Source organism: Streptomyces sp. NPDC020422 (assembly GCF_044386705.1).
Taxonomy (GTDB): Bacteria; Actinomycetota; Actinomycetes; order Streptomycetales; family Streptomycetaceae; genus Streptomyces.
The window spans coordinates 131,853-158,842 of sequence record NZ_JBIRVJ010000001.1 but is presented as its reverse complement, the minus strand read 5'-3'; the positions used below and the strand labels follow the sequence as shown (position 1 = coordinate 158,842).

The window sequence follows — 26,990 nt, the reverse complement described above, 5'->3', positions numbered from 1 at the left end:
CCCGCCCCGACCGTCCGCACCAGCCGAGGAACCCGCATGCCGCACGACGAGCACCGCACCGTCGACTTCTTCTCCGAGGACGCCCTTCCCGTGCCGCGCGTGACGCGGGCCGACGCCGAACACATCGCCGCCCGGCACCTCGGGTTCGAGGCGCACGCGCGGGAGCTCGGCAGCCAGCAGGACGCCAACTTCCTGCTCCGCGACGAAAACGGCGCCGACCTCGCCGTACTGAAGGTCGCCAACCCCGCCTTCGGCGCGGTGGAGACCGAGGCCCAGGACGCCGCCGCCGACCTGGTCTCCTCGGCCCACCCCGACCTGCGCATCGCCACCGTCCTGCGCCGCCCCGACGGCTCCGCGCGGCGTGCCGTGGTGGACACCGGCAGCGGGCCGGCCGTGGCCAGGCTGCTGCGGCACCTGGCCGGCGGCACGCTCTCGGGCCCCCGCCACCTCTCCCCCGGCACGGTGGCGGCGATGGGCACGATCGCCGGAAAGGTCAGCACCGCGCTGCGGGACTTCGCGCACCCCGGCCTCGACCGCGTGCTCCAGTGGGACCTGCGGCACGCCGACCGCGTCGTCGCCCGGCTCGCCGGACACGTCACCGAGCCCGACCGCCGCGCCGCCGTCCACGCCGCGACCGCCGAAGCATGGGCCGCCGTCCGCGGCGTCGCCGACGCACTGCCCACCCAGGCCGTGCACCTGGACCTCACCGACGACAACCTGATCCGCCGGCCCGGCAGTGTGCCGCCCGACCCGGACGGCGTCATCGACTTCGGTGACGTGACGACCAGCTGGGCGGTGAGCGAACTCGCCGTGACGCTCTCCTCGATGCTCCACCACGACGGGATGGAGCCCCACCACGTGCTGCCGGCCGTCCGCGCCTTCCACGCCGTCCGGCCGCTCGCACCCGAGGAGGCCGAGGCGCTGTGGCCGCTCGTGGTGCTGCGCACCGCCGGCCTGGTCGTCAGCGGCCGCCACCAGGCGGCCGTCGACGAGGACAACGCCTACGCCAAGGGGGCGCTGGACCGCGAGTGGCGCATGTTCGAGCAGGCCACCCGCCTGCCGCTGCCGGTGATGAGCCACCTGGTCAAGGACGCGGCCGGCCCGGCCGGCGTCCCCGCCCGGGCCGACTCCTCGCCGCTGCCCCTGCTGCGGGACCTGCCCGCCGCCGGCATCGCCGTCGTCGACCTGTCCGCCGAGGCCGACTGTCTGGACGCCGGCGCCTGGACCGACTCCGGCACCGAGGACCGGCTGCTGGCCGCGGCGGTCGCGGACGGAGCGGCCGCGGCCGCCACCCGGTACGCCGAGGCGCGGCTCACCCGGGCTCCGGCCCTGTCGGCCGTCTCGGCGGCCACGGTGCCCACGGGCGTCGACCTGCGGCTCGGCCGGGCAGCCGTCGCCCAGGCCCCCGCACCGGGGAAGGTCCTCGGCGCGGCACCGGGCCGGGTGGAGTTCGGGTACGGCCCGCTCGTGCTGGCCCTGACCTTCCCGGACACCGTCCGGCCGCTGGTCGCCTCGGGCGCCACCGTCCAGGCGGGCGAGGACCTCGCCCACCTGCCGTCCGGGGCGCGGCTCCACCTGGCCCTCCGGGACGCCGCGGGCCCGGCCGTCCCTCCCCTGGTCCGACCCGAGTACGCCGCCGGCTGGCTCGCGCTCACCGCCGACCCCGCCCCGCTGCTCGGCCTGCCCGCCGGCCTCCGCGGCCGGGACGGCATGCGGGACGGGGACCTGTTGGAGAGGCGCGGCGCCGTGTTCGCGACCGTGCAGGGCCACTACTACGCCGAGCCGCCCCGTATCGAGCGGGGCTGGCGGCACCACCTCCTGTCCACCGAGGGCCGCTCGTACCTGGACATCGTCAACAACGTGACCCCGCTGGGCCACGCCCACCCCCGGATCGAGCGGGCGGTGTCCCGGCAGCTGCGCAGGCTGAACACCAACTCGCGCTTCCACTACGCGTCGGTGGTGGAGTTCACCGAGCGCCTCGCCGCGCTCCTGCCCGCGCCCCTGGACACCGTGTTCCTCGTCAACTCCGGCTCCGAGGCGGTGGATCTGGGCCTGCGGCTGGCCATGGGGGCTTCCGGCAGGCACGACGTCGTCGCGCTGCGCGAGGCGTACCACGGCTGGACGTACGCCTCCGACGCGGTGTCCACCTCGCTGCAGGACAATCCCAACGCCCTGGCCACCCGCCCGGGTTGGGTGCACACGGTGGACTCGCCGAACTCCTACCGGGGCCGGCACCGCGGTCCGGACGCCGTGCGGTACGCCCCGGAGGCGGTCGCGGTGATCGACGGTCTGGCCGCCGCCGGGCGCCCGGCGGGGGCGTTCATCGGCGAGACCTTCTACGGGAACGCCGGCGGTGTCCCGCTGCCCGCCGGCTATCTCTCCGAGGTGTACGCGGCGGTGCGCCGGCACGGTGGCCTGGCCGTCGCCGACGAGGTCCAGGTCGGTTACGGACGCCTGGGCGAGTGGTTCTGGGGCTTCGAACAGCAGCAGGTCGTCCCCGACATCGTGTGCGTCGCCAAGGCCATGGGCAACGGGCACCCCCTCGGCGCCGTCATCACCTCCAAGGAGGTCGCGGAGCGGTACCGCGAGCAGGGCTACTTCTTCTCCTCCACCGGCGGCAGCCCGGTCTCCAGCGCCGTGGGCCTGACCGTCCTGGACACCCTGCGCGACGAGGACCTCCAGGGCAACGCGGTACGTGTCGGCGGGCATCTGAAGCGCCGGCTGGAAGCGCTGGCCGACCGCTTCGGCCTCGTCGGCGCCGTCCACGGCTCCGGCCTCTACCTCGGGCTCGAACTCGTCCGGGACCGCGTGAGCCTGGAGCCCGCCACGGAGGAGACCGCCGAGCTCTGCGACCGGATGCTCGACCTGGGTGTCATCGTGCAGCCCACCGGCGACCACCTCAACATCCTCAAGATCAAGCCGCCGCTGTGCGTCGACACCGCCGCCGCCGACTTCTTCGCCGACATGCTGGCGCTGGCCCTCGCCCAACTCGGGCACGGTCCCGCGTCCGCGCCCTCCGGAGCGGGGAGCCGAGTGCGGGTGTCCCGTGGCGCGGCGGCCACCGGGTGACGGCGCCGGCCCTGCTCGCGTTCCCTGCGCGGGTCATTCGGCGGTGAGCGTGTCCAGGAGCCGCTGCGCGGCTTTGGGCTCCTTGCCGTCGATCGCGTCGCCGAAGGCGACGACCCGCTGGAGGCAGGCGCGGGCCTCGGCCGGTTCTCCCCGTTCGATCAGGGCCTCTGCCAGATGCAGGAGCGCGCTGCTCTCGATGTGGGGAATGCCGATGCGGTGGGCCTGCGCCGCGGCGTCGCGAAGGTGGTCGGCGGCCTCGCGCCATCGGCGCAGGGCGGCGTGGCCGCGGCCGAGCGCGCCGGTCGTGTTGGCGCGGTACATGTCGGCCAGGTGCCCGTTCACCGGGCAGTCTGGCGCGTCCAGGAAGGTGATGATGCGCTGGTGCTGGACCAGGGCCTCCTCGGCACGGCCGAGCAGGCGCAGAGAGGTTCCGTGGGTGAACACGGCGCCCAGCCAGCCCGCGCGGTCGTCGGTCTCCTCGTAGAGGCCTATGGCGGCGAGCGACGTGTCGGCCGCCTCCTGGACCTCGCCGAGCTCCGACTGGGCCCACGCCGCCAGCGCCAGCGCCGAGGCCTGTTGGGCGCTGTTGCCGGCGCGGCGGGCGCACTCCAGCCCTTCGCGGGCCCGTGCGACGGCCTCCGCGTACCGGGACGCGCAGGAGAGGGACCAGGAGTGGACGTTGAGGTGGAACGCCTGCATGGACGGGTCGTCGAGCACGGCGGCGGCCTCGGCGGCCAGGCGGAAGACCTCGGGCCAGTGCCCCCAGTGGACCCACAGGTTGCAGAACCATTCCATCGCGTAGGCCGTCTCCACCACCCGGGTGTGCTCACCCCGCCGAGCGGCGACGCGCAGCGCGGCGAGCCAGGAAGGCGCTTCGCTCTGGAGCCAGGCACGGGCCTCCTCCGCGTTCTCCAGCGGGACCAGGCCCTTCCAGGAGGGCGGTGGCGCCCCGTACTCCGGTTTGTACCAGCGGCCGGCGACCCCGGCCGTCTCCAGCAGCCAGGCGCGCAGCCGGTCGTCGGCGGCCTGCCGCTCGGCGGGCGGCTCCTCGCGGGAGAGCCGGGAGCGGGCGAACAGGCGGATGAGGTCGTGGAGTTGGTAGCGGCCGGTGAAGGCGGCCTGCAGGAGTCCGGCCTCGACGAGCTCCTCCATCGCGTCCTCGGCGTCGAAGACTCCGGTGCCGGTGAGGGCGGCGCCGTAGGCGGCGGTCATGTCCGGTCCCGGGACCAGGCTCAGCAGCCGCAGCATCCGCGCGGCCTGGGTGGTGAGTTGGCGGTAGGACAGCTCGAAGGCCGCCTCGACCCGCACGTCGCCGGCGGTGAGCGCGCCGAGCCGGCGCTCCTCGTCGGCCAGCCGCCGGACCAGGTGCCCGACGCTCCACCCGGTACGGGCCGTCAGCCAGTTTCCCGCCACCCGCAGGGCCAGCGGCAGCCGTCCGCACAGCTCGGCGACCCGCGCCACGGCCTCGGCCTCCGCGTCCGCCCGTTCCTCGCCCAGGATCCGCCGCAGCAGGCCGACCGCCTCGTCCTGTGCCATCTCCGACAGCGCGAGGCGGTCGACGTCCTCGAGACCGGTCAGCGGACGTCTGCTGGTGACCAGCACCAGGCTGCGCCCGGCGGCGGGCAGCAGCGCACGGACCTGCCCCTCGTCGCGGGCGTTGTCGAGCACCACGAGGCACCGGCGGTCGGCCAGCAGTGCCCGCAGCAGCCCGGCCCGCCCGGAGGCGTCCTCCTTGGCCAGCCTGCGGTCCGACACCCCGAGGGCCTTCAGCAGCTTCAGCAGCGCCTCGTCCGTGTCGACGGGGCCGTCCACGCCGTGCAGGTCGACCACGAAACACCCGTCGGGGAACTCCCCCGCCAGATCCGCCGCCGCCTTCAGCGCCAGCGTGGTCTTCCCGCACCCCGGGGGACCCGAGACGACCCACACCGGCACCGCACCGCCGGCCGGGGCCCGTTCGGCGGCCGCCCGCAGGACCGCGAGCTCCGGCTCCCGCCCGGTGAAGTCCCCCGCCGACCGCGGCGGGACGCCCGTTCCCGCCACCGCGGCCGGGCGCGTCGGACGTGCCGCCCGCGCCGTGCTCAGCAGCGCGTCCCGCTCCTCGTCCGTGAGCCCGAGGCCCTCCGCGAGCGCCACCACCGTGCGCCGCTGCGGAACCAGGCTGCGCCCGCGTTCCATGTCGCCGATGGCCCGGACGCTCACGCCCGACGCCTCGGACAGCTCCTCCATCGTGAGACGGCCTCGCTGGCGCAGCCCGCGCAGCACGGCACCGAAGGACTTCTTCCCGTACACGGTTCTCCTTTCCCGGCCACGCCGGTCAACTGGTCGCTCGTACCGCGGTCCTGATCAGGTCGGCGACCCGCTTGGGCTCGGAGAGGCCGACGGCGTGGGAGGCGTCCGGGAGTTCGACGACGACGGCGCCGGCCCGTGCGGCGCCGAAGCGCTGGACCTCGGGGCCGATCGTGCGGTCGGCCCCGGCCACCAGCGCCCAGGACGGTTTCGTCCGCCAGGCCGCCGCGGTCGCGGGTTCGGTGAACGCGGCCGCGGCGAGCGGGCGTTGAGCGGCCGCCAGGGCACCGGCGACGTCCTCGGGCACGTCCGCCGCGAAGACGGAGGGAAACGCCGTCGTCTCGATGGTGACCTCCACCGCCAGGGCGCCGTCGTGGAGCGGGTAGGTCCACTCCTTCAGGCTGTCCGCCAGCGGAGGACCGGGGTGGCTCCCCTGGAGCCGGACCAGGCTCTCGCCCTCGTCGGGGACATAGGCGGCCACGTAGACGAGCCCCACCACGTTGTCCGCGGCGCCGGCCACGGTGATCAGCGCACCCCCGTACGCGTGGCCGACGAGGACGGCCGGACCCTCGACCTGTCTCAGGACGGAGGCGAGGTGGAGGGCGTCCGATGCCAGGCCGCGGAGCGGGTTCGGCGGGGCGAGCACCGGGATGCCGCTGCTCCGCAGTTCCGCGATGACGCCGATCCAGCCGGTCGCGTCGGCGAAGGCACCGTGCACGAGGACGACGGTGGGGTGGGGCATGGGAGTTCTCTTCTCGGTGTCGGGCGGGACGGAGCGCGCGTCTCAGCGCCGTCGCTCGTCCTGGGCGTCGGCGGTCATCGGTGCGAAGGCCGAGGTCGCCAGGGCCTGCCATGCGCTGGGGCTCATGCCGTAGGCCCCGCGGAACGTGCGGCTGAAGTGCGAGGGGCTGCTGAAGCCCCAGCGGTGTGCCATCGCGGCCATCGTGGTCCTCCGGGTGGAGCGGCTCAGCTCGAACCGGCAGGACTCCAGCCTGCGTTGCCGCACCCACTGGCTCACGGTGCTGCCGTCGTTCTGGAACAGCTTCTGCAGGTAGCGCACGGAGATGTGGTGGGCGCGCGCGATGGATTCCGCCGAGAGGTCCGGATCCATCAGGTGTTCCTCGATGTGGGCGTGGACACGGGACAGCATCTCCCGACCGGCTCCGGACGCGTCGTCGGCGGTGTCCGCCGTGTCCGCTTCGAGGAGCTCCATGACCAGGACGGAGAGGAGGTGGACGGCCGTGCGGGCGCGCCGCTCCCCGATCGAGGACCGGCGGAACTCCGCCCTGGCGGCGATCGCGGTCAGGAAGTCGGACACCAGCGCCCCGATGCCCTCTCCGCCGCGTACGGGGACGCCGAGAACCCGGTCCAGTTCCGACTCCGGGACGCCCGGATAGCACCGGGGCACGCGGCAGAAGATCATCTGGCAGTCCTCTCCGAACCGCAGCAGGTGCCGCCGGGCCGGGTCGCAGAAGACGAGGTCGTTCGGCTCCAGCGGGGTCTCGGCACGCTCGCGTACGGTCACGGGCCCACGGACGTGGACGCCGAGGTAGAGGTGGTTCCGGTCGTTCGTGTCCGGCATCTCGGAGAGCGTTTGGACCAGCCACTCCGAGCCGGAGGAGGGCGCGGTCGGCGCGGGCGCCCGCCGGGGCACCTGTTCGGGCGTGCGTGACACGAGTGTGAGGGTCATGGTGATTCCTGGCCGTGGGTTCGTGCAGACGGAGGGCGGGTTCACGCCCCTCTCGGCGGCTCCTCGGCCAGGAACTTCTCCACCACGGCGTTGAAGGCCGCCGGGTTCTCCAGGAAGGGGTAGTGCGAGCTCGCCACGTCGGAGGCGAAGACGTGCAGGCGCGCGCCGGGAATCCGCTCGGCGACGAAGCGCTGCGCGTCGGGGTGCACATGACTGCCCTCGCAGCCGATCACCAGGGTCGGCACGTCGATCCGGGGAAGCACGTCCCGCCAGTCCTGGGCGCAGTGGTCGAAGAGCAGCGGCACGCCCGGGTGGGCGGGTGTCGACCTGATCTCCTCGGCGACGAAGGCCAGCACCTCGGGGTCCGGTTCGCCGGAGAACATGCTGTTCACGAAGTCGGCGCGGACCGTGTCGCCCTCGGGGCCCGCGAGGGCCGCGCCCAGGTACAACAGCCCCGACACGTCGAAGATGGCGCCGGACTCCCGCTGTTCCCGCTCGGTCATCCAGGGCACGGCGGCGACCGCCGCGGGCTGGTCGACGGCGACGAACCGCCGGATCCGGCCGGTGCCGTACTGGTCGACGAAGCTCCACCACACGGAGACGCCCATGGACCAGCCCAGTGCGTCGAACCGGTCGAGACCGAGATGGTCGACGAGTTCGAGCACGTCGCGGGAGAGCCGGGCGACGCGGTGGCCGTGGTCCGGTTTGTCCGACCGCCCGTGGCCGCGCAGGTCGACGGTGACGACCCGACGGGTCGGGGCGAGCCCCTCGATCTGGTGGCGGAACATCGCCTGCGTCTGCCCCCAGCCGTGCAGCATCACCAGCGGGACGCCGTCGCCTCCGGTGTCCTGGTAGGCGAGCCGTACGCCGTCCGTCGTGATCAGTTGCTTCATGACCTCTCCCCTGGTCAGGGGCGGTACGTCGTCCCCGCCCGTCCCGAACATCCTCGAATGGGGCCCGTCGCGCGCACCACCGCGCGCTGTAGGAATCGGGCCGTGGATCCTCCTCGCTTTGTCGAAGCGCTCGGGGGTCACAGGGCCCTGTCGGCGTCCGGGGCGAGGAGTTCCCCGATCCTGAGGCCGAGGTGGAGGGTGAGCCGGTGGGCGCCGTCGTCGAGATCGAGTCCGGTGATCTCCTGGATCTGGCGCAGCCGGTAGTACAGCGAGGTGCGGTGGATGCCCAGCGTCTGCGCGGTCTTGGGGATCGATCCCGCGTGTTCCAGGAAACAGCGCAGGGTGTCCCGCAGCCGGTCGCCGCCGTGAGCCTCGGTCAGGGTACGGAGCGGCTTCGGGACCAGCGAGGGGGTAAGGGCGTGCTCGGGGAGCTGGAGCAGCACGGCCAGCTCCCCGAGGAGCTCCCAGTCCCCGATCTGGTTGAGGGCGGGCAGTCGGCGGGCCGCGCGGGCGGCCACGAGCGCCTGCTCGTACGAGGTCCACGCGTCGTCCAGGCCGGTGTGGCGGCCGCCGACGCCGATCACGGGGGCCACCGACGGGTCCAGGAAGGTGCGGAGTTCGTCGAGGATGTGGGCGGACTGGGCGGCGACCTCGTCCGGGTGCGGCGGCCGGTCGCGGAGCTGGAGCAGGATCGCCCGCTCCTTGTCGATCGCGACGAGTCCCTGGGCGGAGCGCGTCTGCCGGTATCCCTCGAGCGCGGCCCACAGGGCGGCCTCGGACCGGCGCAGGAGCTCCGGGCCGCAGGCCAGCCGGACGACGGTGACCAGGACGTGCTCCGCCGGGCCGAGCAGCGCCGTCTCCGTGCCGCGGCGACGCGCGGCGGTACGGGCGGCGACGTCGGGCCCGACGAGGGCGAGGGCGAGGTCCCGCTCCTCGGTCTTCCGGGTGTCGGCGGTGATCTGCTCCCCGTACATCTGGGCCGACATGGCCTCCGCGGCCCGGGTGATGGCGTGGATCTCCTGCTCTCCCAGCGTCTTCTCGGGGACGACGACCAGGAGCAGCCCGAGGAGGTGCCCGCGCTCGCGCAGCGGCACGACGTACCGGGGCAGCAGTCCGAGGTCGTCACGGCCGTCGATGAAGCCGGGCCTCGTCCACCGGGTCACGCCCTGGGCGAGGACGTAGCGGATGGCGGCGTTGTCGGCGCGGCCCTGCAGCAGGGTGCCGATGCGCACCGGATCCTCGTCGCCGAAGTGGCGGCTCGTGCAGACCATGCGGACCAGCGGGTCGTCGACGGCGACGGAGCGGCCGAGCCGCTCCGCGAGTTCGTCGACGAGTGCCTGGAGCTCGGGGCTGCCGGGGCGGGCTCGCTGGAGCCTGGCGGTCATGCGTCGTTCCTCTCTCGATCGGCTGTCCGCGCGAACTCGTCCATTCCGCGGTGCTCGATCAGTCTGGGGAAACGACGACGACGGCACATCGCACGAATCGTGCATTGCCGTGACTCCCCCGGGGGATACGAAGCGACTACTCTCCGCTGTCGCGGTGCTTCACCAGTCGGGTCAGCTCCGCGCGTGAGGTGACGTCGAGCTTGGTGAAGGAGCGGCGCAGGTGCGAACCCACCGTGTGCGGCGAGAGGGAGAGCTGCTCGGCCACCTGACGGTTGGTCATTCCTCGGGCCACGAGCCGCACCACCCGTGTCTCCGCCGGCGTCAACTCGGGCCATGCGGCGTCGGGTCGGGCCGACGCGGGCCGCTTGCGGACACCGGCGGCCCGCAGGCGCCCGCGTATCCGTGCGACGTCCCGATCGGCGCCCGCGCGCGCGGAGAGCGCCAGGGCCGTCTCCAGGTACGGCACCGCCTCGGCCTTCCGGGTGGCCGCCAGTCGGCGTCCGGCGTCCTCCAGTGCCGAGGCCCGGGCCAGCACCCTGGGGCAGTCCTCGTAGAGCCGGACGGCGTGTACGAGGGGGGCGAGGTCGTTGTCGAGGAGCCCCCTGGCGTGCGCGGCGGTGGCGGCGAGGAAGGTGAGGCCGGGATTGAGCGAGGCCCGCCGCTCGGCCTGGGCGACCGCCTGCGCGGCCCGTTCGAACGCGCCCGCCCGCAAGGCCAGCCGGACGAGCACCGGGGCGTCGGCGGGGTCGATCAGACCGGCGTAGGCGGGCCGCTCTTCGGCGGGCGACGTCATCACTCCGTCGAGCTCGGCCATGGCGAGGTCGGGCCGGCCTTCGAAGTCGGCCGTCAGTGCCAGCATCCAGGAGCCGAAGTGTCGCACGACGGGAGCGTCGTCGCTGCGCATGCGCCTCGCCTCCGCCGCGTAGGCCTGTACGGTCCGCCGGTCGCCGGTGTGCAGCGCGACGCGCAGCATCACGTACCGGAGCGTGACGTCGGCGAGGTTGCCCGGGCCGGGATCGTCGGGCGCGGACGCGGCCTCGCAGTCGGCCCGGGCGTCCGCCAGCCGTCCGGCTTCCAGGAGGATGCGGGAGCGGGTCATGAGCCACATGCGGGTGGCGGCCGTCCGGCCCTGCTGCTCGGTGGCCCGGATGCCCTCCTCCGCGACGGCGAGCGCCTCCGCGGTGCGTCCGGTGGTGTTCGCGAGGAGGGCGTGCCACAGGGCCTCCGGTACCCACAGCGAGGTGCTGACGCCCAGGGCTTCGGCCAGCGCGGCGGACCGCTCGGCCTGTCGGAACGCCTCGGTCAGGTCCATGCGGTGGAAGCTCACGGCCGAGCGGACGGTCGTCAGCGTGGCCTCGGCGGCGCGGTCCCCCGCGGTCGCCGCGGTCTCCCAGGCCTCCGCGGCGACCCGTTCGGCCGCCGTGTGCTCGCCGGACATCGACAGGCCGACGGCGAGCATGGCGAGCAGTCGCCCCCGCGCGGTCGCGGAGATCCCGGGCAGTGCCGCCCCGGCGCGGGCCTGCCGGACGGCCTCGGAGAAGTCGAAGGGTATGGCGAGGCGGGCCAGGGCGAGGCGGATGCCCGCCTCGTCCTCGGGCCCGAGACCGCCGTCCGCCAGGGCGGAGGTGCCCAACTCCCGTGCCTGGGCGGCCCGGCCCGTCTGCCAGAGCAGCGGGATCGTCTCGGAGATGATCCGCGGCCGCTGCGGGGCGTCCGCCGCGGTGAGTGCCAGGGCCTCGAGGATGCGTTCCGCGGCGGGCCCGGGAGCGGTGGCCGCGAGTTCCGCCGCTCGGGTGCGGAGCCGGTCGGCCCGCACGGCGTCATTCGGTGCCGGCCCCTCGGTCCGTGCGGCACGGGCCGGTGCTCTGCCCGGCGTCGGGCCGGCGGTCCGGCGGGGCAGGGCCCGGCGCAGGGGCAGGGGGAGGCCGGCTTCCACGGCCTCGCGGACCAGGTCGTGGCGGAAGACGAGGCGGTCGCCGCTCTCGGCGAGCAGATCGGTGTCGAGGGATTCCCGGACGGCTGTGATGAGCGCCGCCGAGGATCTGCCGAGCAGTTCGGCGAGGGCCGCGACGGTGACCGTGCCGCCGACGGCGGCCGTCGTCTGCACCAGCTCCCGCGCCTCGTCGGACAGTTGGCCGAGGCGGCGTTCGACGGAGGGGAGCCGGCGTGGGGCGGGGGGCCCGGCCGGCAGTCCGGCCGTGCCGTTCTCGATCGTCACCGCCTCCTCGGGCAGCGAGCCGAGCAGCTCGACGAGCAGCTGGGGCACCCCCTCGGCGCGGCGGGCGAGGCGGAGGACGTCCGGGTCGGGAGGGGCGCCGAGGACGTCCTCGGTGATCCGGGCGACCGCGCGGTCCTCCAGCGCTTGGAGGACCAGCTCGTGTGCGCCGGCCTGGCGGATCCTGTCCAGGGTGGTGCGCACCCCGGACGGGACGCTGCCGCCGCGCACGGCGACCAGCCACAGGATCGGGTGAGAGGAGAGTCCCGCCGCGAGGGTGTGGAAGGTGAGGAGGGTCAGGTCGTCGCACCACTGGAGGTCGTCGAGGGCGACGAGCAGGGGTCCCTTGCGAGCCGCCTCCCGCAGGCGGTCCCCCAGCTCCTGGAGCAGCCAGAACCGCCGGCCGGGTGTCGTGGCGAGGTCCCGCAGCCGCCGGGCGCCCGACAGCGGTTCCTCGCCGGCGAGGACGCCTTCGAGGAGCGGGCCGAGCGGTACGAACTGGTCGTCGGGGTCGGCGGCCCCCTCGAACACCCGGGTCCCGCGCCGCCTCGCGGCCGCCGCGGCCTCGGCGAGGATCCGGGATCTGCCGATTCCGACGGGGCCCTCCACGCGGACGATCCCGCCTGTGCCGCGGCCGAGCGCGTCGAGCCGGTCCTCGATGAACGCCAGTTCGGCGTCCCTGCCCCGGAGGGGTGTCCGTACGCCGTCGGGCCCCTCGGGCACGGTCCTGGTCGTCACTCGGTTCACGCTCATACGGCGGAACAGTACGACGCCGGGTGAACCGCTCCGGCGCGGCCCGGTGGGCGCGGCCGTGCGCCCGTCGGTGTACGCGTCGCCGTCCGGGGCCGCAGGTCCTTCCGTCGCACCTCGCGTCCCTTCCTGTACGGGGGCGCGGAGGTCGCGCTCAGGCGTCGACCGCCGCTGCGGCGTCGTCCTCCGCGAGGACGATCCGGGCCAGGTGGACCCGCGATCGCACCGCGAGCTTGCGGAAGATCGAGGCCAGATGGGTGTTGACCGTGTGCGGGGAGACGACGAGGGTCTCCGCGGCGGACCGGTTGGTGTGACCCGCGGCGATCAGCCGGGCCACCTTGCGTTCCGAGGCCGTCAGCGCGTCCCAGCCCTGGTCGGTGCGCGGCCGGAGCCGGCCGGTGCGCCGGCCGGGGCGGCGGGTGGCCCGTTGCGGATCGGCCCGGACCCGGTCGGCCTCGGCGTCGGCCCCGGCCCGCGCGTAGAGGTCGTGCGCCGTGGTCAGGGCGGCTGTCGCGGCGGCGCCGCCCGTGGGCAGGAGCGCGCGCCCCAGGTCGGCGGACGCGGCGGCGAGGGGCAGCGGCCGGGGGCCGTCGTGGAGGATGCCCACCGCCCGCTGGAGGAGTTCCCGGTCGGCGTTCACCAGGGCGGAGGCGTGGGCGGCCGTGCCCTGGACGGTCGGCACGGCGGGGTTGCGGGCGGCGTGGGCGGCGGCCTGGGCCGCGAGGTCCTCGGCGAGTTTCCGGTCCCCGCCGCGCAGGGCGATCCGCACGGCCTGGACGAGGTGGGGGCGCAGCAGCCGCCACCGGAGGAAGGGGTGGTCCCGCTGCACCGACCGGACGAGTTCGGCCGCTGCCGCGTGGTCGCCGTCGGCGTCGGCGACCACGGCCTCGAAGTACCGGAGCGTGGCGTGGTTGCCCGTGTTCGGCCGGTCGGTCACGTTCGCCCGCACCACGTCCAGGTGTGCCCCCGCGGCCTTGCGGTCGCCGCGCAGCAGCGCGATGAGGCCGCGGTTGACGCGGATGTTGACCAGGTTGCCGGGCAGGCGGAGGTCCGCTTCGAGCCGCTCGGCGGTGACGAAGTCGGCGTCCGCGTCGTCGAGCCGGCCGAGCGCCATGTTCAGGGTTCCCTGCGTCCAGGCGAGCATGGCGGGGCGCGGGTGAACGTCGCCCGCCGACCGGAGCAGTCGCCGTGCGGCGTCGAAGTCGTCCATGTGGATCAGGGCGACGGCCTCCTCGGGAAGGAAGGCCGAGTCGAACACGCTCAGCGCCGTGTGGTGGGCGACGGCGGCCGCGCAGTCGCCGGCGTTGAGGGCGATCTCGCCGAGCCCCCACAGGGCGAGGACGCGGGCCTCCCGGTCGCCTGCTCGCTCCGCCTCGGCGAGCGCCCGCTCGCCGCACTCCCGGGCGGCACCGAGGTCGCTCCCCCGGGACCGGGCCAGGGCGTGCCGGGCGGTCAGCCGGGCGCGGACCGCCGGGTCGGTGACGGCTGCCAGCGCCGTCGTCGTGCGGCGGGTCAGCTCGTGGACGTCGTCGAGGTGCCAGAGCGCGTCGCCGAGTGCGGACTGCAGACGGGCGAAGACGTCCAGGGGCGGCTGCCGGGCGAGCAGCGCGTCGCCGGTCTCCCGTGCCTGCGCGTACCGGCCGGCGCGGGTCAGCGCGACGATGGCCCGCTCCCCCACCTCGTACGCCAGGGGCGCACGGGCCGGTACGAGTTGCAGGGCCCGTACGGCCAGGTCGGCGGCGAGGTCGGGCATCACGGCGAGCACGTCGTCGGCGGCGGTGCCGAGCAGTGCGATCGCCTCCGTGTCGCCGGGTTCGGCGCTCTTCAGCAGATGCGGGACCGCGTCGCCTGAGCTCCGGCCGGCCGCGACGAGCCGGCTCGCCGCCTCCCGGTGCAGGGCCCGGCGTACGGAGGGGGCGAGGTCGGCGTACACCGCCTGGCGGAGCAGGTCGTGGCGGAACAGGAGGCGTTCGCCGTCGTCGTGGAGGAGGGCGGCGGCGATCGCCTCGTCCACTTCGGCGCTCAGTCCGGCGGCGGGCCGGCCGCACAGGGCGGCGGCGTCGGCGAGGGAGAACGCGCGGCCGAGGACCGAGCCGATCCGCAGGAAGTGCAGGGTGTCCGGCCGGAGGTCGGCCAGTCGGTCGCGTACGCCGAGGACCAGCCGCTCGGGCGGTTCCGACCCGCCGGTGCCCGTCGCCGCGATGCCGGCGAGCATCTCGGCGGCGAGGAAGGGATTGCCGCCCGCCCCGTCGAGGAGTGCACCTGCCCGCGCGGGCAGGTCCCGGCCGAGGACGTCGCGTGCCAGTTCGGCCAGGGCCGTCTCGGACAGCGGCCTCAGCGGGAGGAACGTCGTCAGCGGCCCCTGCCCGTACAGCTCCGGGTCCTCCCTGCTGGTGAGCAGCCAGAGGACCGGGGAGCTGAGCAGCCGTGCGGGCAGGACGCTCAGGGCGAACCGGCTCAGCGGGTCGGCCCATTGGACGTCGTCGACCGCGATCAGGACGGGCCTGCCCGCCGAGCGTTCCTCGATCAGCTGGGCCAGGCGTTCGACGAGCCGGATGCGCTGGTCGTGGCGGCCGGCCAGGTCCGCGAAGTCCGCGCCGGAGAGCAGCGGCGGGTCTCCGTGCAGGAGGCCCGAGGCCAGTGAGGCGAGCGGTGCCAGTTCGTGCAGTTCCTCGGCGCGTCCATGGCCGACGAGGAACCCGCGGTCCCGCCCGAGCGAGACGGCCTCCTGGAGCAGCGCGGTCTTCCCGATCCCGGGCTCGCCGAGGAGCAGCGCGACCGCGGCTCCCTCACCGTCGCGCACGGCTTCGAGCAGGGCGCGCAGCCGCTCCAGCTCGGCTTCGCGTCCCCGCAGTCCGGGCCGGCTCAGTCCGGTCGCCGCACCGTGCCCCCCGGGCCGGCCGGGGCTCATCCCTTGACCGATCCGGCGAGCAGTCCCCGTGCGAAGTGCCGGCGGAGCAGGAAGAAGACGAGCAGCGGAACGAGGGCGGCCACGAAGGCTCCCGCGGTGAGCCGCTGCCACTCGCTGCCGTAGGTGCCGGCCAGGCTCACCAGTCTGACCGTCATGGGCGCGGTCTCCGCCGTTCCACCCGACAGGGTCAGTGCCACGAGGAGGTCGTTCCACACCCAGACGAACTGGACGACGGCGAGGCTGACGAGGGCCGGGCGGGCCAGCGGCAGCACGATCCGGAGCAGCAGCGTCCCGTGCGACGCGCCGTCGACGCGGGCGGCCTCGATCAGGTCCCGGGGCAGTGCCGCCAGGAAGTGGTGCAGGAGGAACACCGCGAACGGCAGCGCGAAGGCGGTGTGGGCGAACCAGACCTGGCCGAACCGCGCCGGACCGGTGAGGTGCCAGGCGGGCAGGAACAGCCAGCCCCCGGAGAAGAGCCTCAGGAGCGGGACGAGCGCCATCTGGAGCGGCACGACCTGGAGCGCGAAGACGCCGACGAGGAGCGCGTCGCGCCCCCGGAAGTCGATCCAGGCCAGGGCGTACGCCGCGAAGAAGGCCAGGACGAGCGGGAACAGCACCGAGGGGAGGGTGATGACGACGGAGTTGACGAAGTGCTCCGCGAGCCGGCCCGAGCCGTTCCCGCCGCCGGAGAGGACCTCGCCGTAGTTGTCGAGCGTGAGGTGCGGCGCACCGAACACGGTCCACCAGCCCGTCGTCTTGATGTCCTCCTCGGGGCGGAGCGAGGAGAGCAGCAGGCCGAGGGTGGGGGTCGTCCAGAGGATCGCGATCAGCACGGCGACGGACGAGAGGGCGCGGGAGGCCAGACGCTCCCGGATGCCGTTCACCCCGTCCTCCGCTGCGCCCGGACCTGGTGGGCGACGAGGGGGGTGACGAGGAGGAAGAGGAGCACGGCGAGCGCCGCGCCGCGGCCCGTCTCGCCGTAGCGGAAGGCCTGCTCGTACATGGCGTGCGCGAGGACGCCCGTGTCGAACTGGCCGCCGGTCATGGTCTTGACGATGTCGAAGGCCTTGAAGGTGCCGACGGCCTGGGCGAGGAGGACGACGAGCAGGGTGGGCCTGATCGACGGCAGGGTGATCCGCCGGAAGATCTGCCCGGGGGACGCGCCGTCGAGCCGGGCGGCCTCGGTCAGCTCCGCGGGTACGGCTCTGATCGCGCCGGCCAGCAGCACGGCCGCGAAGCCCGTCTGTGTCCACACCATCGCGACGATGAGGAACAGGACGTTCCAGGGGGAGTCCACGAGCCATTGCCGCGGTTCGCCGCCGAACGCGACGACGAGCCGGTTCAGCAGCCCGATCTGGCCGGCCCCGGCCGGACGGTAGGCGTAGACGAACTTCCAGACGACACCCGCGCCGACGAACGAGATCGCCATCGGCGTCAGGAGGAGGGACAGCGCGAACGTCCGGCACCGCGACCGTGCGACGGCCGCGGCGTAGAGCAGACCGACCCCGGTGGACGTCAGCGGTACGAGGACCACCCACGCCAGGGTGTTGCGCAGCGCCACGAGCGCCCCGCGGTCGGTGAACATCCACACGTAGTTGTCCAGGCCGGCCCAGGTGTCTCCGCCGCTGCCGGTGAACGACAGCGCCAGGGTGCGCAGCCCGGGCAGGAGGAGGCCGATCGTGAGCAGCAGCAGCGCGGGGGCGAGCAGGAGGAGGGCCGCGGCCCTCCTCCGTACCGGCCCCCGGTGCAGCGCGAGGAGGATCAGGGAGACGACCGCCGCGAAGGCGGCGAGGCCCTGGAGCAGGTACAGCAGCTTGGGCTGCTGGGCGACGACGTCGAACGACTTCACCTTCCCGGCCAGGACCGTTCGATGGAGGCGGCGACCTGCCGGGTGCTCGCGCCGCCGATCCAGTCGACGGCTCCCTTCCAGAACGTCCCGGCGCCGACCGAGGCCGGCATCAGGTCCGAACCGTCGAACCTGAACTGCGTCCCGGGATCCTGGAGCAGCTGGATCGAGAGCCGGTCGACCGGGGTGGCGGCGTTCGCCGGATCCACGCCCCTGTTCGCCGAGACGAAAGGGCCCTTCCTCATGCGCGCGTTCGCGAAGTCCGCGGAGGCCAGATACTCCTGGAACGCCCGCACCTCGGGTCGGTCGGCGAACGCCGCCGTGAACACGCCACCGCCCAGTACGGGGCGGCTCGCCGGGTCGCGACCCGGCAGGAGGAAGGTGTAGACGTCCTTGTCCGGTCCGATCTCGGTGCCCTTCGGCCACAGGCCGGCGTAGAACGAGGCCTGGCGGTGCATCGCGCAGTCACCGGAGAGGACCGGTGCCCCGGCCTCCTGGAAGGAGATCGAGGCCATCGACCGGGCCGGGCCGAAACCGCCGTTGGCGTACCGGTCGTTCCTGAGGAGGGACCCCACGGTGTCCATGGCCCTGATGACCCGCGGGTCGTCGAACGGGATCTCGTGGGCGACCCACTGGTCGTATACGTGCGTGCCCTGCTGACGCAGCAGGACGTCCTCGATCCAGTCCGTCACGGGCCAGCCGGTCGCCTCGGCGGACTCCACGCCCGCGCACCACGGCTTGACGCCCGAGGCGGCGATCTTCTCGGTGACGGCCATCAGCTCGGTCCACGTGCGGGGAACGCTCAGTCCCCGGTCCCGGAAGAACGTCGGGGAGTACCAGACGAGCGACTTCACGTTGGCGTCCAGCGGAGTGCCGTAGAGGGTTCCGTCCACGGTCGCGTAGCCGTTCCAGTCTGCCGACCAGCCCTGCTTGGCGAGAGCGGCGACGCCGGAGCTCACGGGCTTCAGCCTCCCGGCCCGCGCGAAGCGTTCCATGAGGCCGGGCTGGGGGAAGAACGCCACGTCAGGGGCGTTCCCGCCGTCGACCCGGAGCTGGATCTGCGCCTCGAACTCCCCGTCGCCCTCGTACTGGACGTCGATTCCCGTGCAGTCGGCGAAGTCCGCCCACGCCTCCTCGAAGAGGTCGGCTTCCCGGTCCCGGTTCTCCGCGTACACGGTGACCCGGGTCCCCGGGTGCTCGCCGTAGCGGGCGTACGGGGCGCAGTCCGCGGCGGTGTGCGACCGCGGACCGCCGTCCCGCGGGGTGCCGCAGGCGGTGGCGGTGACGGCGAGGACGATCACGGCGAGCGCGAGCCTCGCGCCGGACCTCATGGGTGTGCTTCCTCCGATCGCCCGCCGCGCGTTCTCGGCGGGCGTTTCGGAAAGCTACCGGGTTCGCACGACATAGACCAATCGTTCGACGTCGAAGGGCCAGGTCAGTGGCCGGTCGACCGCGCCGCGTCCAGGATCAGCTCCGCCACGGCCTTGGGCTGGGAGAGCATCACCAGGTGGGAGGAGTCGACCTCGACGGTCGTCATGCCGGCCCGCGCGTACCCGTACCGCTCCACATCGGGGTTGATCGTACGGTCGGAGGAGGCGACCAGTCCCCACGAGGGCTTGGTCCGCCACGCGGCGACCGGTGCCGCCTCGGAGAAGGCCCGTGCGGCGAGGGGGCGCTGGGAGACGGCGAGCACCTCGGCGAGCCGGGGCTCGACGTCGGCCGCGAAGAGTTCGGGGAACCGGTCGACCGCCACCGAGACGTCGGTGCCGGTCTCGCTGGTGCCGGGGACCGGGAACGGGGTGTAGACGAGCGCGTCGGCGAGACCGGAGTCGGGGAAGCCGCCCTGCAGCTCGCCCAGGCTCTCGCCCTCCTTCAGCGCGTATCCGGCGAGGTACACCAGCGCGCGGACGTTGTCCTCCGCACCGGCGAGGGTGATGACGGCGCCGCCGTAGGAGTGCCCGACCAGGATCACGGGGCCTTCGACGGCACGGACCACGGAGGCGATGTACGCGGCGTCGTCGACGAGGCCGCGGTTGGGCACGGCCGGAGCCACCACGTCCAGACCGGCTGCGGTGAGTTCGGGGATGACGCGGGCGAAGCCGGAGGCGTCGGCGAAGGCGCCGTGGACCAGGACGACGGTGGGTCGGGCGTGTCGGGGCATGGGTCAACTCCTGGGTGAGTGGCTGCGGTTGATGATGATCGGCAGTCGGTTCACAGGCCGAAGCGGGCGCGGCGCGCCTCGGGCACCAGCTCGGTGTACTCGGGGTGCTTGCCGATCCATCCGCGGATGAAGGGGCAGTACGGCAGGACGCGCAGCCCACGGGCCCGGGCGTCGTCGAGGGCGCCGCGGGCGAGCAGCCCGCCCAGGCCCCGGCCGCCGAAGCGGGGGTCGATCTCGGTGTGGAGGAAGGCGATCTCGCCCTCGGAGAGGTGGTACTCGGCGAAGCCTGCGGTCTCGGCGCCGGTCTCGGCATCGGGCTCGGCGAGGATCTCGTACCGGGACTTCTCGGGCCGGTCGATGACCTGGGGTTCCATGGGTGCTCCTGTCGTTCGCGGTGGTTCGGGGGCCGGTGGCGGGTCCGGGGGCCGGGGGGCCGGGGGCCGGGGGGCCGGGGGCCGGGGGGGCCGGTGGTTCGGGGGCCGGGGTCCGGTGGCCGGCGTCCGAGGCCGGTGGTTCGGGGGCCCGGTGGCCGGGGTCAGAGGGTGCGGCGCACGCCCGCCTGGCGCTCCAGGTTGCGGAGCTGGACGGCGAGGTCGCCCTCCACCGCGAGGTGGGCGGGGCCGCTGCGGCCGAGGGGCAGAATCTGCTCGCTGCGCATGTCCTCGAGCATCAGGGCGAACGCCGTGTACATCGCGACCAGCGCCACCACGAGCCCGAGCACCCCGGACGTGCGCGTCAGCCACTCGGCGCCGGTGACGCCCGCGAGGCCGGTCGCCGCCCACCGGGGCAGGGAGACCGCGAGGACGAGCCAGAGCGCCCGCTTGGGCCCGGTCACGGCGGTCATCAGCGCGCCGAAGCAGAGAAGGGCCAGGTTGAAGATGCCGAGGACCTTCGGTCCGTCCGCCGCGCCGCTCAGCATGATGAGCGAGTAGGGCAGCCAGCTGCCGGCGAACACCGCCATCAGCGTGGCGGCGATCACGTCGCGGGCGCCGAAGGCCAGGAAGCTGACCAGGAGTTGGAGGACGAAGGCGGGCAGCACGGTGAAGGCGACCGCGGTGCGGGCCTCCTCGCCGAGGATCCCGAGCTGGAGGCAGCCCGTCATCACGGACGCGATGGCGATCGTGAAGAAGCCGAGCGGCATGGGTGAGGCGATGGGGCGCAGGTTGATCCGCGTCATCGACCGGAGGTCCGGCTCGAATCGGCGTCCGGGCGGGGCGCCCGGGTCTTCTTCGCCGTCGGCGGCCGGGGAGGCGGCAGTCATCGGGTGTCTCTCCTTCAGTGGTCGAAGCAGGGGTCGACGAAGGGCGGCGCCGTCTCGGGGACGGAGCCGCGCGCGACGCGCCACCTGCGGTGCTGCTCGGACTCGGCGGCGGCCTCGGCCACCGACGACGCCTGACGGGCGCCGGCCCGGCCCGCCTGGTAGCCGCCGAAGCGGGCCACCGGGCTCCATGCGGGGCTCACCGGCGGGACGGCCTCGTCGAGTCCCTCGTACTCCGCGGTCGCGTAGACGATGCGGCCGCCGACGACGGTGAGGACGGACTCGATGTCGGGGATGACGTCCTCGGGCACGGTGAGGAAGTCGTCGGAGAGGACCGCCAGGTCGCCGTAGTAGCCCTCCCGCAGGGTTCCCTTGACGTCCTGCTCGCCGGTGAGCCGCGCTCCGCCCCGGGTGTAGAGGCCGAGGGCGGTCTCCCGGTCGAGCAGGTTCGCGGCCGGGTAGAGCGCGGTGCCGCCGACGGTGCGCCCGGTGACCAGCCAGTGGAGGGCGACCCACGGGTTGTACGAGGAGACGCGGGTCGCGTCCGTTCCGGCGGCGACGGTCAGGCCGCGGTCCAGCATGGCCCGGACCGGCGGGGTGTGCGCGGCCGCCTCGGCGCCGTAGCGGTCGCGGAAGGCGGCGCCCTGGAAGGACATCCGGTTCTGGACCGAGACCGCTCCGCCGAGGGCGGCGATCCGGTCGAGGCTGCCGGCCGAGACCGTCTCCGCGTGGTCGAAGAGCCAGCGGTTGCCGCCGGGGAAGAGCCCCTCCGCGGCGAGCTTCTCGAAGACGGCCAGGTCGCGGCGGATCGTCTCGTCGTAGGTCGCGTGGAGCCGGAATCCCCAGCCGTTCTCGAGCAGGAGCCGTACGGCCTTCTCGAACTCGGTCTCGTAGCCCGCGGCGAGCTCGGGGCGGGGCTCGGAGAAGTTCTCGAAGTCGGCGGCGGCCCAGGTCAGGTTCTCGCCGGCGCCGTTGAGCCGGAGCCACTCGTCTCCGTCCCCGGGCTTGACCGTCTCGGTCCAGCGCTTGAGGTCGGCGAGCTCCTGGCCGGCCGTCTGCGGGAAGAGGTGGTAGGCGATCCGCAGGGACAGCTCCCCGGACCGGGCGAGGTCGACGACCGTGGCGTAGTTGTCGGGGAAGTTCTGGAACCCGCCGGCGGCGTCGACGGCGGACGTCAGCCCGAAGCGGTTCAGCTCGCGCAGGAAGTGGCGGGTCGACGTGCGCTTGTCGGCCTCGTCGAGGGCGGGTGCCTTCGCCAGGGTCGAGTAGAGGATGAGCGCGCTCGGCGCCGCGAGGAGCACGCCGTTGGGTTCGCCGTCCCGGCCCCGGACGATCTGGCCGCCGCGCGGGTCGGGGGTCTCCCGGGTGAAGCCGGCGGCCTTCACCGCGGCGCGGTTCAGCAACGCCGACTGGTACAGGTGGAGGACGAACACCGGGGTGTCGGGGGCGGCCGCGTTCAGCTCGGCGACGGTCGGCATCCGACGCTCGGCGAACTGCTCCGCGGTCCAGCCGCCGACGATCCGGATCCACTGCCCCTTGGGCGTGCGGCCGGCCTGCTCGCGCAGCATCGCCAGGGCCTGGCGGAGGCTGCGTACGCCGTCCCAGCGCAGCTCCAGGACGTAGTTGAGGCCGCCCCGGATGACGTGCAGGTGCGAGTCGTTGAGTCCCGGGACCACCCGGCGGCCGAGGGCGTCGACCACCTTGGTGCCGGGACCGACGAGGTGGGCGAGGTCGTGGTCGTCGCCGAGGGCCGCGACCCGGCCGTCGCGGATCGCGACGGCATGGGCCCCGGGGCGGTCGGGATCACCCGTGAAGACCTTGGCGTTGCGGACGAGGAGGTCGGCGTGCTCGGCTTCCCGACGCGGGGCGGGCACGAGGCCCGCCACCGGCATGCCGGTCGACGGCCCGGTCATGCGAGGGCCTTGCGCAGGGCGTCGGTGGCGACACCGATGGCGAGCTCCGCACCCCGCGTCTCGCGCAGCGCGTTCAGCATGACGAAGTCGTGGATGACGCCCTGGACGCGCAGGGCGGTGACGGGCACCCCGGCGGCACGGAGCTTGGCGGCGTACGCCTCGCCCTCGTCGCGCAGGACGTCCGCCTCGGCCGTGACGACCAGGGCCGGCGGCAGACCGGTGAGCTGCTCGGTGGAGGCGCGCAGCGGGGAGGCGGTGATCTGGGCGCGGTCGGCCTCGTCGGTCGTGTACTGGTCCCAGAACCACTTCATGGCCTCGCGGCGCAGGAAGTAGCCCTCGGCGAAGGCGTGGTACGACTCGGTGTCGAAGCCCGCGTCCGTGACCGGGTAGAAGAGGACCTGCTGGAGGAGCGTGACGTCGCCGCGCTGCTTGGCCATGAGGGTGAGGGCGGCGGTCATGTTGCCGCCGACCGAGTCGCCCGCGACGGCCATGCGCGTGCCGTCGAGGTCCTTGTGGTGGCCCTCGCGGGCGACCCACTGGGCGACGCTGTAGTTCTGCTCGATCGCGACGGGGTAGCGGGCCTCGGGCGACAGGTCGTACTCGGGGAAGACCACGGCCGCCCCGCTGCCGACGGCGAGTTCGCGGACGAGCCGGTCGTGGGTGTGGGCGTTGCCGAAGACCCACCCGGCGCCGTGGATGTAGAGGACGACGGGGAGCGGGCCGGTCGCGCCGCGCGGGCGGACGATCCGGGCCCGGACGTCGCCGGTCGGGCCGCCGTGGACGGTGACCCACTCCTCGTCGACCTCGGGCAGGGGGACGCCCTCGCCGCTCTGGACGTCGTCCACGGCCTTGCGGCCGTCCGCGACGGGGATCTCGTAGAGGAAGGGCGGCTGGGCGGTGGCGTCGGCGAACGCCTGGGCGGCGGGTTCGAGGACGGGGCGGTCGTTCATCAGGGACTCTCCTTGGGGATGTGCGCGGTGAACGCGGTGTGCGCGGTGTGCGCGGTGAACGGGATGTGCGAGGCGAACGGGATGCGGGGGAAGCGCGGATCGGGGTTCAGCGCGTCGCCCGCGCCGCGGCGAGGATCACGTGGGTGACCACGGCGGGGCGGGAGACGGCCACGGCGTGCGACGCGTCCACTTCGGTGACGTGGGAGCCGGCGCGCCGGGCCATCCACTGCTGGGCGGCCGGAGGGATGTTCTTGTCGGCGGTGGCGATCAGCGCCCAGGACGGGACCGTCCGCCAGGCCGTCCGGCCGGCCTTCTCCTCCAGCGCGGCGGTGGCGACCGGTCGCTGGCTCACGGCCATGACGGACGCGTCGGCGGTGGGGACGTCGGCGGCGAACTGCCGGCGGAACTTTGCGGGTTCGACGACGAGTTCGGTGCCGGTGCCACCGCCGGGCAGCGGGTAGGACCGCGGGTTCACGGTGTCGCCGAGGGTGGAGCCGGGGAACTTGGCGGCGAGCTCGGCCGCGCTCTCGCCCTTGTCCGGGGTGAACGCGGCGATGTAGACGAGGGCCTTCACACGGCTGTCGCCCACCGCGGCACCGCTGATGACGGCGCCGCCGTAGGAGTGCCCGACCAGGACGACGGGGCCGTCGACGGCGGCCAGCACGCTGCGCAGGTAGGCGGTGTCCACGGCCAGGCCGCGCAGCGGGTTGGCGGGGGCCAGGACGGGGTAGCCGGCGTGCTGCAAGCGCCGGATCGTGCCGCTCCAGCTGGAGGCGTCCGCGAACGCTCCGTGGACCAGGACGATCGTGGGCTTGGGCACGTGCCGGTCGGTGCCGGCGGGGGCCGGGCGGCTCGCGGGTGCGGCGGGTCCGGCGCCGACCAGGGCGGCAAGCGTGGCGGGCAGGGCGAGGCCGAGGGTGAGGGCGCGCCTCGTGGGATGCATGGGGGTTTCCTTGTCGGGTGGTGGGACGTTCGGGTGTGGTCGGCGGTGCGGGAGGCCGCGGTGGGCGGGAGCGACGGCGGGAGCGCCGGCGGGAGCGACGGTCACGCGAGGTCGCGCCTCAGAGGCCGTACGCCTCCAGGAGCCGGAGCCAGACCTCGCTCACCGTCGGGAAGGCGGGCACGGCGTGCCAGAGGCGCTCCAGCGGGACCTCGCCCACGATGGCGACGGTGGCGGTGTGGAGGAGCTCGGTCGCCATCGGGCCGGTGAGCGTGCAGCCGACGACGACCCCTCGGGTCTCGTCGACGACGAGTTTGGCCAGGCCGCGGTAGTCGTCCGCGTGGAGCGCGGCCCCGGCGACGTCGTCGATGCGGTACTCCACCGTGCGCACCGCGAGACCCGCTTGGCGGGCCGCGCGTTCCGTGAGCCCGACGCTCGCGATCTCGGGACGGGTGAACACGGCCTGCGGGACGGCGAAGCGGTCGGCTTCCGCGCTCCACGGCTGTCGGCCTCCGGTGGCGGCCGGGCGCCCGGCGGCTCGCTCGGCGATCGCGGCCGCGCAGGCACGGGCCTGGTACTTGGCCATGTGGGTCAGCGGGGCACGGTGGTTGACGTCGCCGACGGCGTACAGCCAGTCGCCCTCGACCCCCGCGACCCGGCACGTGTCGTCGACCGGGAGCCAGTCGCCCGCCGGCAGTCCGACGGAGTCGAGGCCGAGGTCCGCGGTGAGCGGCCGCCTGCCGACGGCGGCGAGGACCTCGTCGCAGTCGAGCGTCGTGCCGTCGTCCAGGTCCAGGGTCACCGTGCGGGTGTCGTCGTCACGGGCGGCCCGGACGGCCGACACCCCGAAGCGGAGGGTGACGCCCAGCTCGCCCAGCCCCCGGGTGACCTCCTCGGCGGCACACGGCTCCCAGCCGGTCAACAGGGCTTGGTCGCGGACGAGCAGGGTGACGGAGGAGCCGAGCGAGCGCCAGGCGGTGGCCATCTCGCACGCCACCACTCCCCCGCCGATGACGACGAGCCGCTCGGGCACCGCGTCGGCCGTGGTGGCCTGCCGGTTGGTCCAGGCGCCGATCCGGTCGATCCCCTCGACCGGCGGAAGAGCGGGTTCGGTTCCGGTGCAGACCACGACCGCGCGCCGGGCCCGCAGCGTACGGACCCCGCCGTCGGCTTCCGTCACCGCCACCCGGCGCTCTCCGGCGAGCCGCCCGTGCCCCCGTACGAGCGCGATGCCCGCGCCGTCGAGCCAGTCGGCCTGGCCGCTGTCGTCGCCGCGCCCGGTGAAGCGGTCGCGGCGGGCCAGGACGTGTGCCGGGTCGACGGCCGCCGTGACCGCCTGCCGGGCCCCGTCGACCGATCGGGCCTCCGCCCGTGCGGCGCCGGGTCGCAGCAGGGCCTTGCTGGGGACGCAGGCGCGGTAGGAGCACTCGCCGCCGACCGCGTCGGCCTCGACGACGACGGCGGTCAGCCCGGCCCGGACCGTCCGGTCTGCGACGACCTCACCGGCGGGTCCGCCGCCGACCACCACGACGTCGTACGTGTCCATCAGCCGCGCACCAGAGGGGTGTCGACGAGGTGCTCGGCCAGGAACCACACCTGCGCCTCGCCGGTGCGGATGACATCGGAGACGAGCAGGTCGGCGCTGCCCTCGTCGCCCTCTCCGGAGAGCCGGGCGGCGGCGTCCCGGGCGTCGATCAGGATCCGCTCGTGCGCGTCGAGGAGCCGCGACAGCATGACGGGCACCGGCTCGACGCCGTCCGGCGGCCGGGGGACCGAGGTCAGCTCGGCGACGTGGCGGGGGTCTCCGACGGCGACGCCGCCGAGGCTCTGGACCCGTTCGGCCAGCGCGTCCACGATGGCCAGTTGGGCCTCCGCGTGCTTGTCCAGCATCAGGTGGAGCGAGTAGAAGGTCGCCCCGCGCATGAGCCAGTGGTGCTTCTTGTACAGGGAGTAGAGGATCTGCGTGTCGGCGAGGACGCGGTTGAGCCGCTGGCAGGCGTACATGCGGGTGTCGTGGCCGAGGCCGATCGGCAGCTGCTTGAGCGTGCCGAACGCCTGGGTCTCGGCGCCCTTCTGGTGCAGCAGCGGCTGGCCGCCGTGCTGGGGCGTGCGGGTGTCCATCGGGTGCTCCTGTTCGGGAAGAGGGGTGGGAAGGGCCCGGCCGCCCGGTCGGGGGTGCGCGGGCGGCCGGACCCGGTCTGCGGGGCGCGCGCTCAGCGCGCGGCGTCGGCCGGGGCGGGGAGCCGGTGCAGGACGAGCCGGGTGATGAGGCCGCTGCCGAGGCCGGCCGCGAGCGCGAGGGCGGCCCACCACAGGGGGTACGGCGTGAGGCCGAGGGCCGCGTCGAGGGACCAGGCCCCGGGGCCGGTGGCGGCGAGGGCGGCGGCGGTGCCGATGAGGACGAGCGGGTACTCGTATCCGTCGTTCTGCACCCAGAGCCCGTGGCGCCACTTCACGGTGAGCGCGACGGTCATGACCCCGATGGTGCCGGTCGCGGCGAGCGGGGTGAGGAGCCCGGCGGCGAGCAGCAGGCCCGAACCGATCTGGCCACCTCCTGCCGCGAGGGCGGTGAGGACCCCGCCGCGGAAGCCGTCGGCGCGGAACTCCTCGGCGCCGCCGGCCAGGCCCCTGCCGCCGAGATGCGAACTGACCTTCTGCACGCCGTGTCCGGCGACGAGCAGTCCCACCAGCAGACGCAGGATCAGAATGCCGGTGTCCACGGG

General features: G+C 74.3%; 20 protein-coding genes. 1 reads left to right on the top strand and 19 read right to left on the bottom strand.

What is annotated here, in order from left to right; all coding sequences use genetic code 11:
• Window positions 1-36 precede the first annotated feature (36 nt).
• A complete protein-coding gene (locus ACH414_RS00730; protein ID WP_398940464.1) occupies window positions 37-3,069 on the top strand; it encodes an aminotransferase in 3,033 nt (1,010 codons plus the stop codon).
• Window positions 3,070-3,102: 33 nt separating this feature from the next.
• On the opposite strand, the gene ACH414_RS00725 is transcribed toward ACH414_RS00730, so the two are convergent.
• From ACH414_RS00725 to ACH414_RS00635, 19 genes are all read right to left on the bottom strand, one after another.
• A complete protein-coding gene (locus ACH414_RS00725) occupies window positions 3,103-5,358 on the bottom strand; it encodes an NB-ARC domain-containing protein (protein ID WP_398940463.1) in 2,256 nt (751 codons plus the stop codon).
• Between the two features lie 25 nt (window positions 5,359-5,383).
• Window positions 5,384-6,097, bottom strand: coding sequence for an alpha/beta fold hydrolase (locus ACH414_RS00720; RefSeq protein ID WP_382544981.1), 714 nt, complete (start codon window positions 6,095-6,097; stop codon window positions 5,384-5,386).
• Window positions 6,098-6,139: 42 nt separating this feature from the next.
• Complete coding sequence (locus tag ACH414_RS00715; RefSeq protein ID WP_398940462.1) at window positions 6,140-7,045, bottom strand: helix-turn-helix domain-containing protein; 906 nt, start codon at window positions 7,043-7,045, stop codon at window positions 6,140-6,142.
• A 41-nt stretch (window positions 7,046-7,086) separates the two neighbouring features.
• Window positions 7,087-7,938 (bottom strand): alpha/beta fold hydrolase, encoded by an 852-nt coding sequence (locus tag ACH414_RS00710; RefSeq protein WP_398940461.1) that lies wholly within the window; start codon window positions 7,936-7,938, stop codon window positions 7,087-7,089.
• 137 nt (window positions 7,939-8,075) lie between these two features.
• Window positions 8,076-9,323, bottom strand: coding sequence for a PucR family transcriptional regulator (locus tag ACH414_RS00705; RefSeq protein ID WP_398940460.1), 1,248 nt, complete (start codon window positions 9,321-9,323; stop codon window positions 8,076-8,078).
• A gap of 136 nt (window positions 9,324-9,459) precedes the next feature.
• The gene (locus ACH414_RS00700; protein ID WP_398940459.1) at window positions 9,460-12,291 is read right to left on the bottom strand and encodes an ATP-binding protein; all 2,832 of its coding nucleotides are present in this window, start codon (window positions 12,289-12,291) and stop codon (window positions 9,460-9,462) included.
• Window positions 12,292-12,442: 151 nt separating this feature from the next.
• Window positions 12,443-15,199, bottom strand: a complete 2,757-nt coding sequence (locus tag ACH414_RS00695) for an ATP-binding protein (RefSeq protein ID WP_398940458.1) — start codon at window positions 15,197-15,199, stop codon at window positions 12,443-12,445.
• Window positions 15,196-16,083 carry a carbohydrate ABC transporter permease gene (locus ACH414_RS00690; protein ID WP_398940457.1) on the bottom strand — a complete coding sequence of 296 codons (888 nt, stop codon included), beginning with the start codon at window positions 16,081-16,083 and terminating at the stop codon, window positions 15,196-15,198. The genes ACH414_RS00695 and ACH414_RS00690 overlap by 4 nt, the downstream gene beginning before the upstream one ends.
• Window positions 16,080-17,048 (bottom strand): carbohydrate ABC transporter permease, encoded by a 969-nt coding sequence (locus ACH414_RS00685; RefSeq protein ID WP_382544997.1) that lies wholly within the window; start codon window positions 17,046-17,048, stop codon window positions 16,080-16,082. Before ACH414_RS00685 ends, ACH414_RS00690 begins: the two co-directional genes overlap by 4 nt.
• A complete protein-coding gene (locus tag ACH414_RS00680) occupies window positions 17,045-18,376 on the bottom strand; it encodes an ABC transporter substrate-binding protein (RefSeq protein WP_398940456.1) in 1,332 nt (443 codons plus the stop codon). The genes ACH414_RS00685 and ACH414_RS00680 overlap by 4 nt, the downstream gene beginning before the upstream one ends.
• Window positions 18,377-18,480: 104 nt before the next feature.
• Window positions 18,481-19,206 (bottom strand): alpha/beta fold hydrolase, encoded by a 726-nt coding sequence (locus ACH414_RS00675; protein WP_382545003.1) that lies wholly within the window; start codon window positions 19,204-19,206, stop codon window positions 18,481-18,483.
• A gap of 50 nt (window positions 19,207-19,256) precedes the next feature.
• Complete coding sequence (locus ACH414_RS00670) at window positions 19,257-19,580, bottom strand: GNAT family N-acetyltransferase (protein ID WP_398940455.1); 324 nt, start codon at window positions 19,578-19,580, stop codon at window positions 19,257-19,259.
• 161 nt (window positions 19,581-19,741) lie between these two features.
• On the bottom strand, window positions 19,742-20,467 hold the full coding sequence (locus ACH414_RS00665) for a GPR1/FUN34/YaaH family transporter (RefSeq protein ID WP_398940454.1): 726 nt from the start codon (window positions 20,465-20,467) through the stop codon (window positions 19,742-19,744).
• 14 nt (window positions 20,468-20,481) lie between these two features.
• Window positions 20,482-22,377, bottom strand: coding sequence for an amidohydrolase (locus ACH414_RS00660; RefSeq protein ID WP_398940453.1), 1,896 nt, complete (start codon window positions 22,375-22,377; stop codon window positions 20,482-20,484).
• Window positions 22,374-23,327, bottom strand: a complete 954-nt coding sequence (locus ACH414_RS00655) for an alpha/beta hydrolase (protein ID WP_386561614.1) — start codon at window positions 23,325-23,327, stop codon at window positions 22,374-22,376. The genes ACH414_RS00660 and ACH414_RS00655 overlap by 4 nt, the downstream gene beginning before the upstream one ends.
• 106 nt (window positions 23,328-23,433) lie before the next feature.
• Entirely contained in the window at window positions 23,434-24,270 is an 837-nt protein-coding gene (locus tag ACH414_RS00650; RefSeq protein ID WP_398940452.1) for an alpha/beta fold hydrolase, read from the bottom strand.
• A gap of 118 nt (window positions 24,271-24,388) precedes the next feature.
• A complete protein-coding gene (locus ACH414_RS00645; protein WP_382545019.1) occupies window positions 24,389-25,813 on the bottom strand; it encodes a dihydrolipoyl dehydrogenase family protein in 1,425 nt (474 codons plus the stop codon).
• Window positions 25,813-26,388 (bottom strand): Dps family protein, encoded by a 576-nt coding sequence (locus tag ACH414_RS00640; RefSeq protein WP_382545022.1) that lies wholly within the window; start codon window positions 26,386-26,388, stop codon window positions 25,813-25,815. Before ACH414_RS00640 ends, ACH414_RS00645 begins: the two co-directional genes overlap by 1 nt.
• Before the next feature lie 92 nt (window positions 26,389-26,480).
• The gene (locus ACH414_RS00635; protein WP_386561606.1) at window positions 26,481-26,987 is read right to left on the bottom strand and encodes a DoxX family membrane protein; all 507 of its coding nucleotides are present in this window, start codon (window positions 26,985-26,987) and stop codon (window positions 26,481-26,483) included.
• Between the last annotated feature and the right edge of the window lie 3 nt (window positions 26,988-26,990).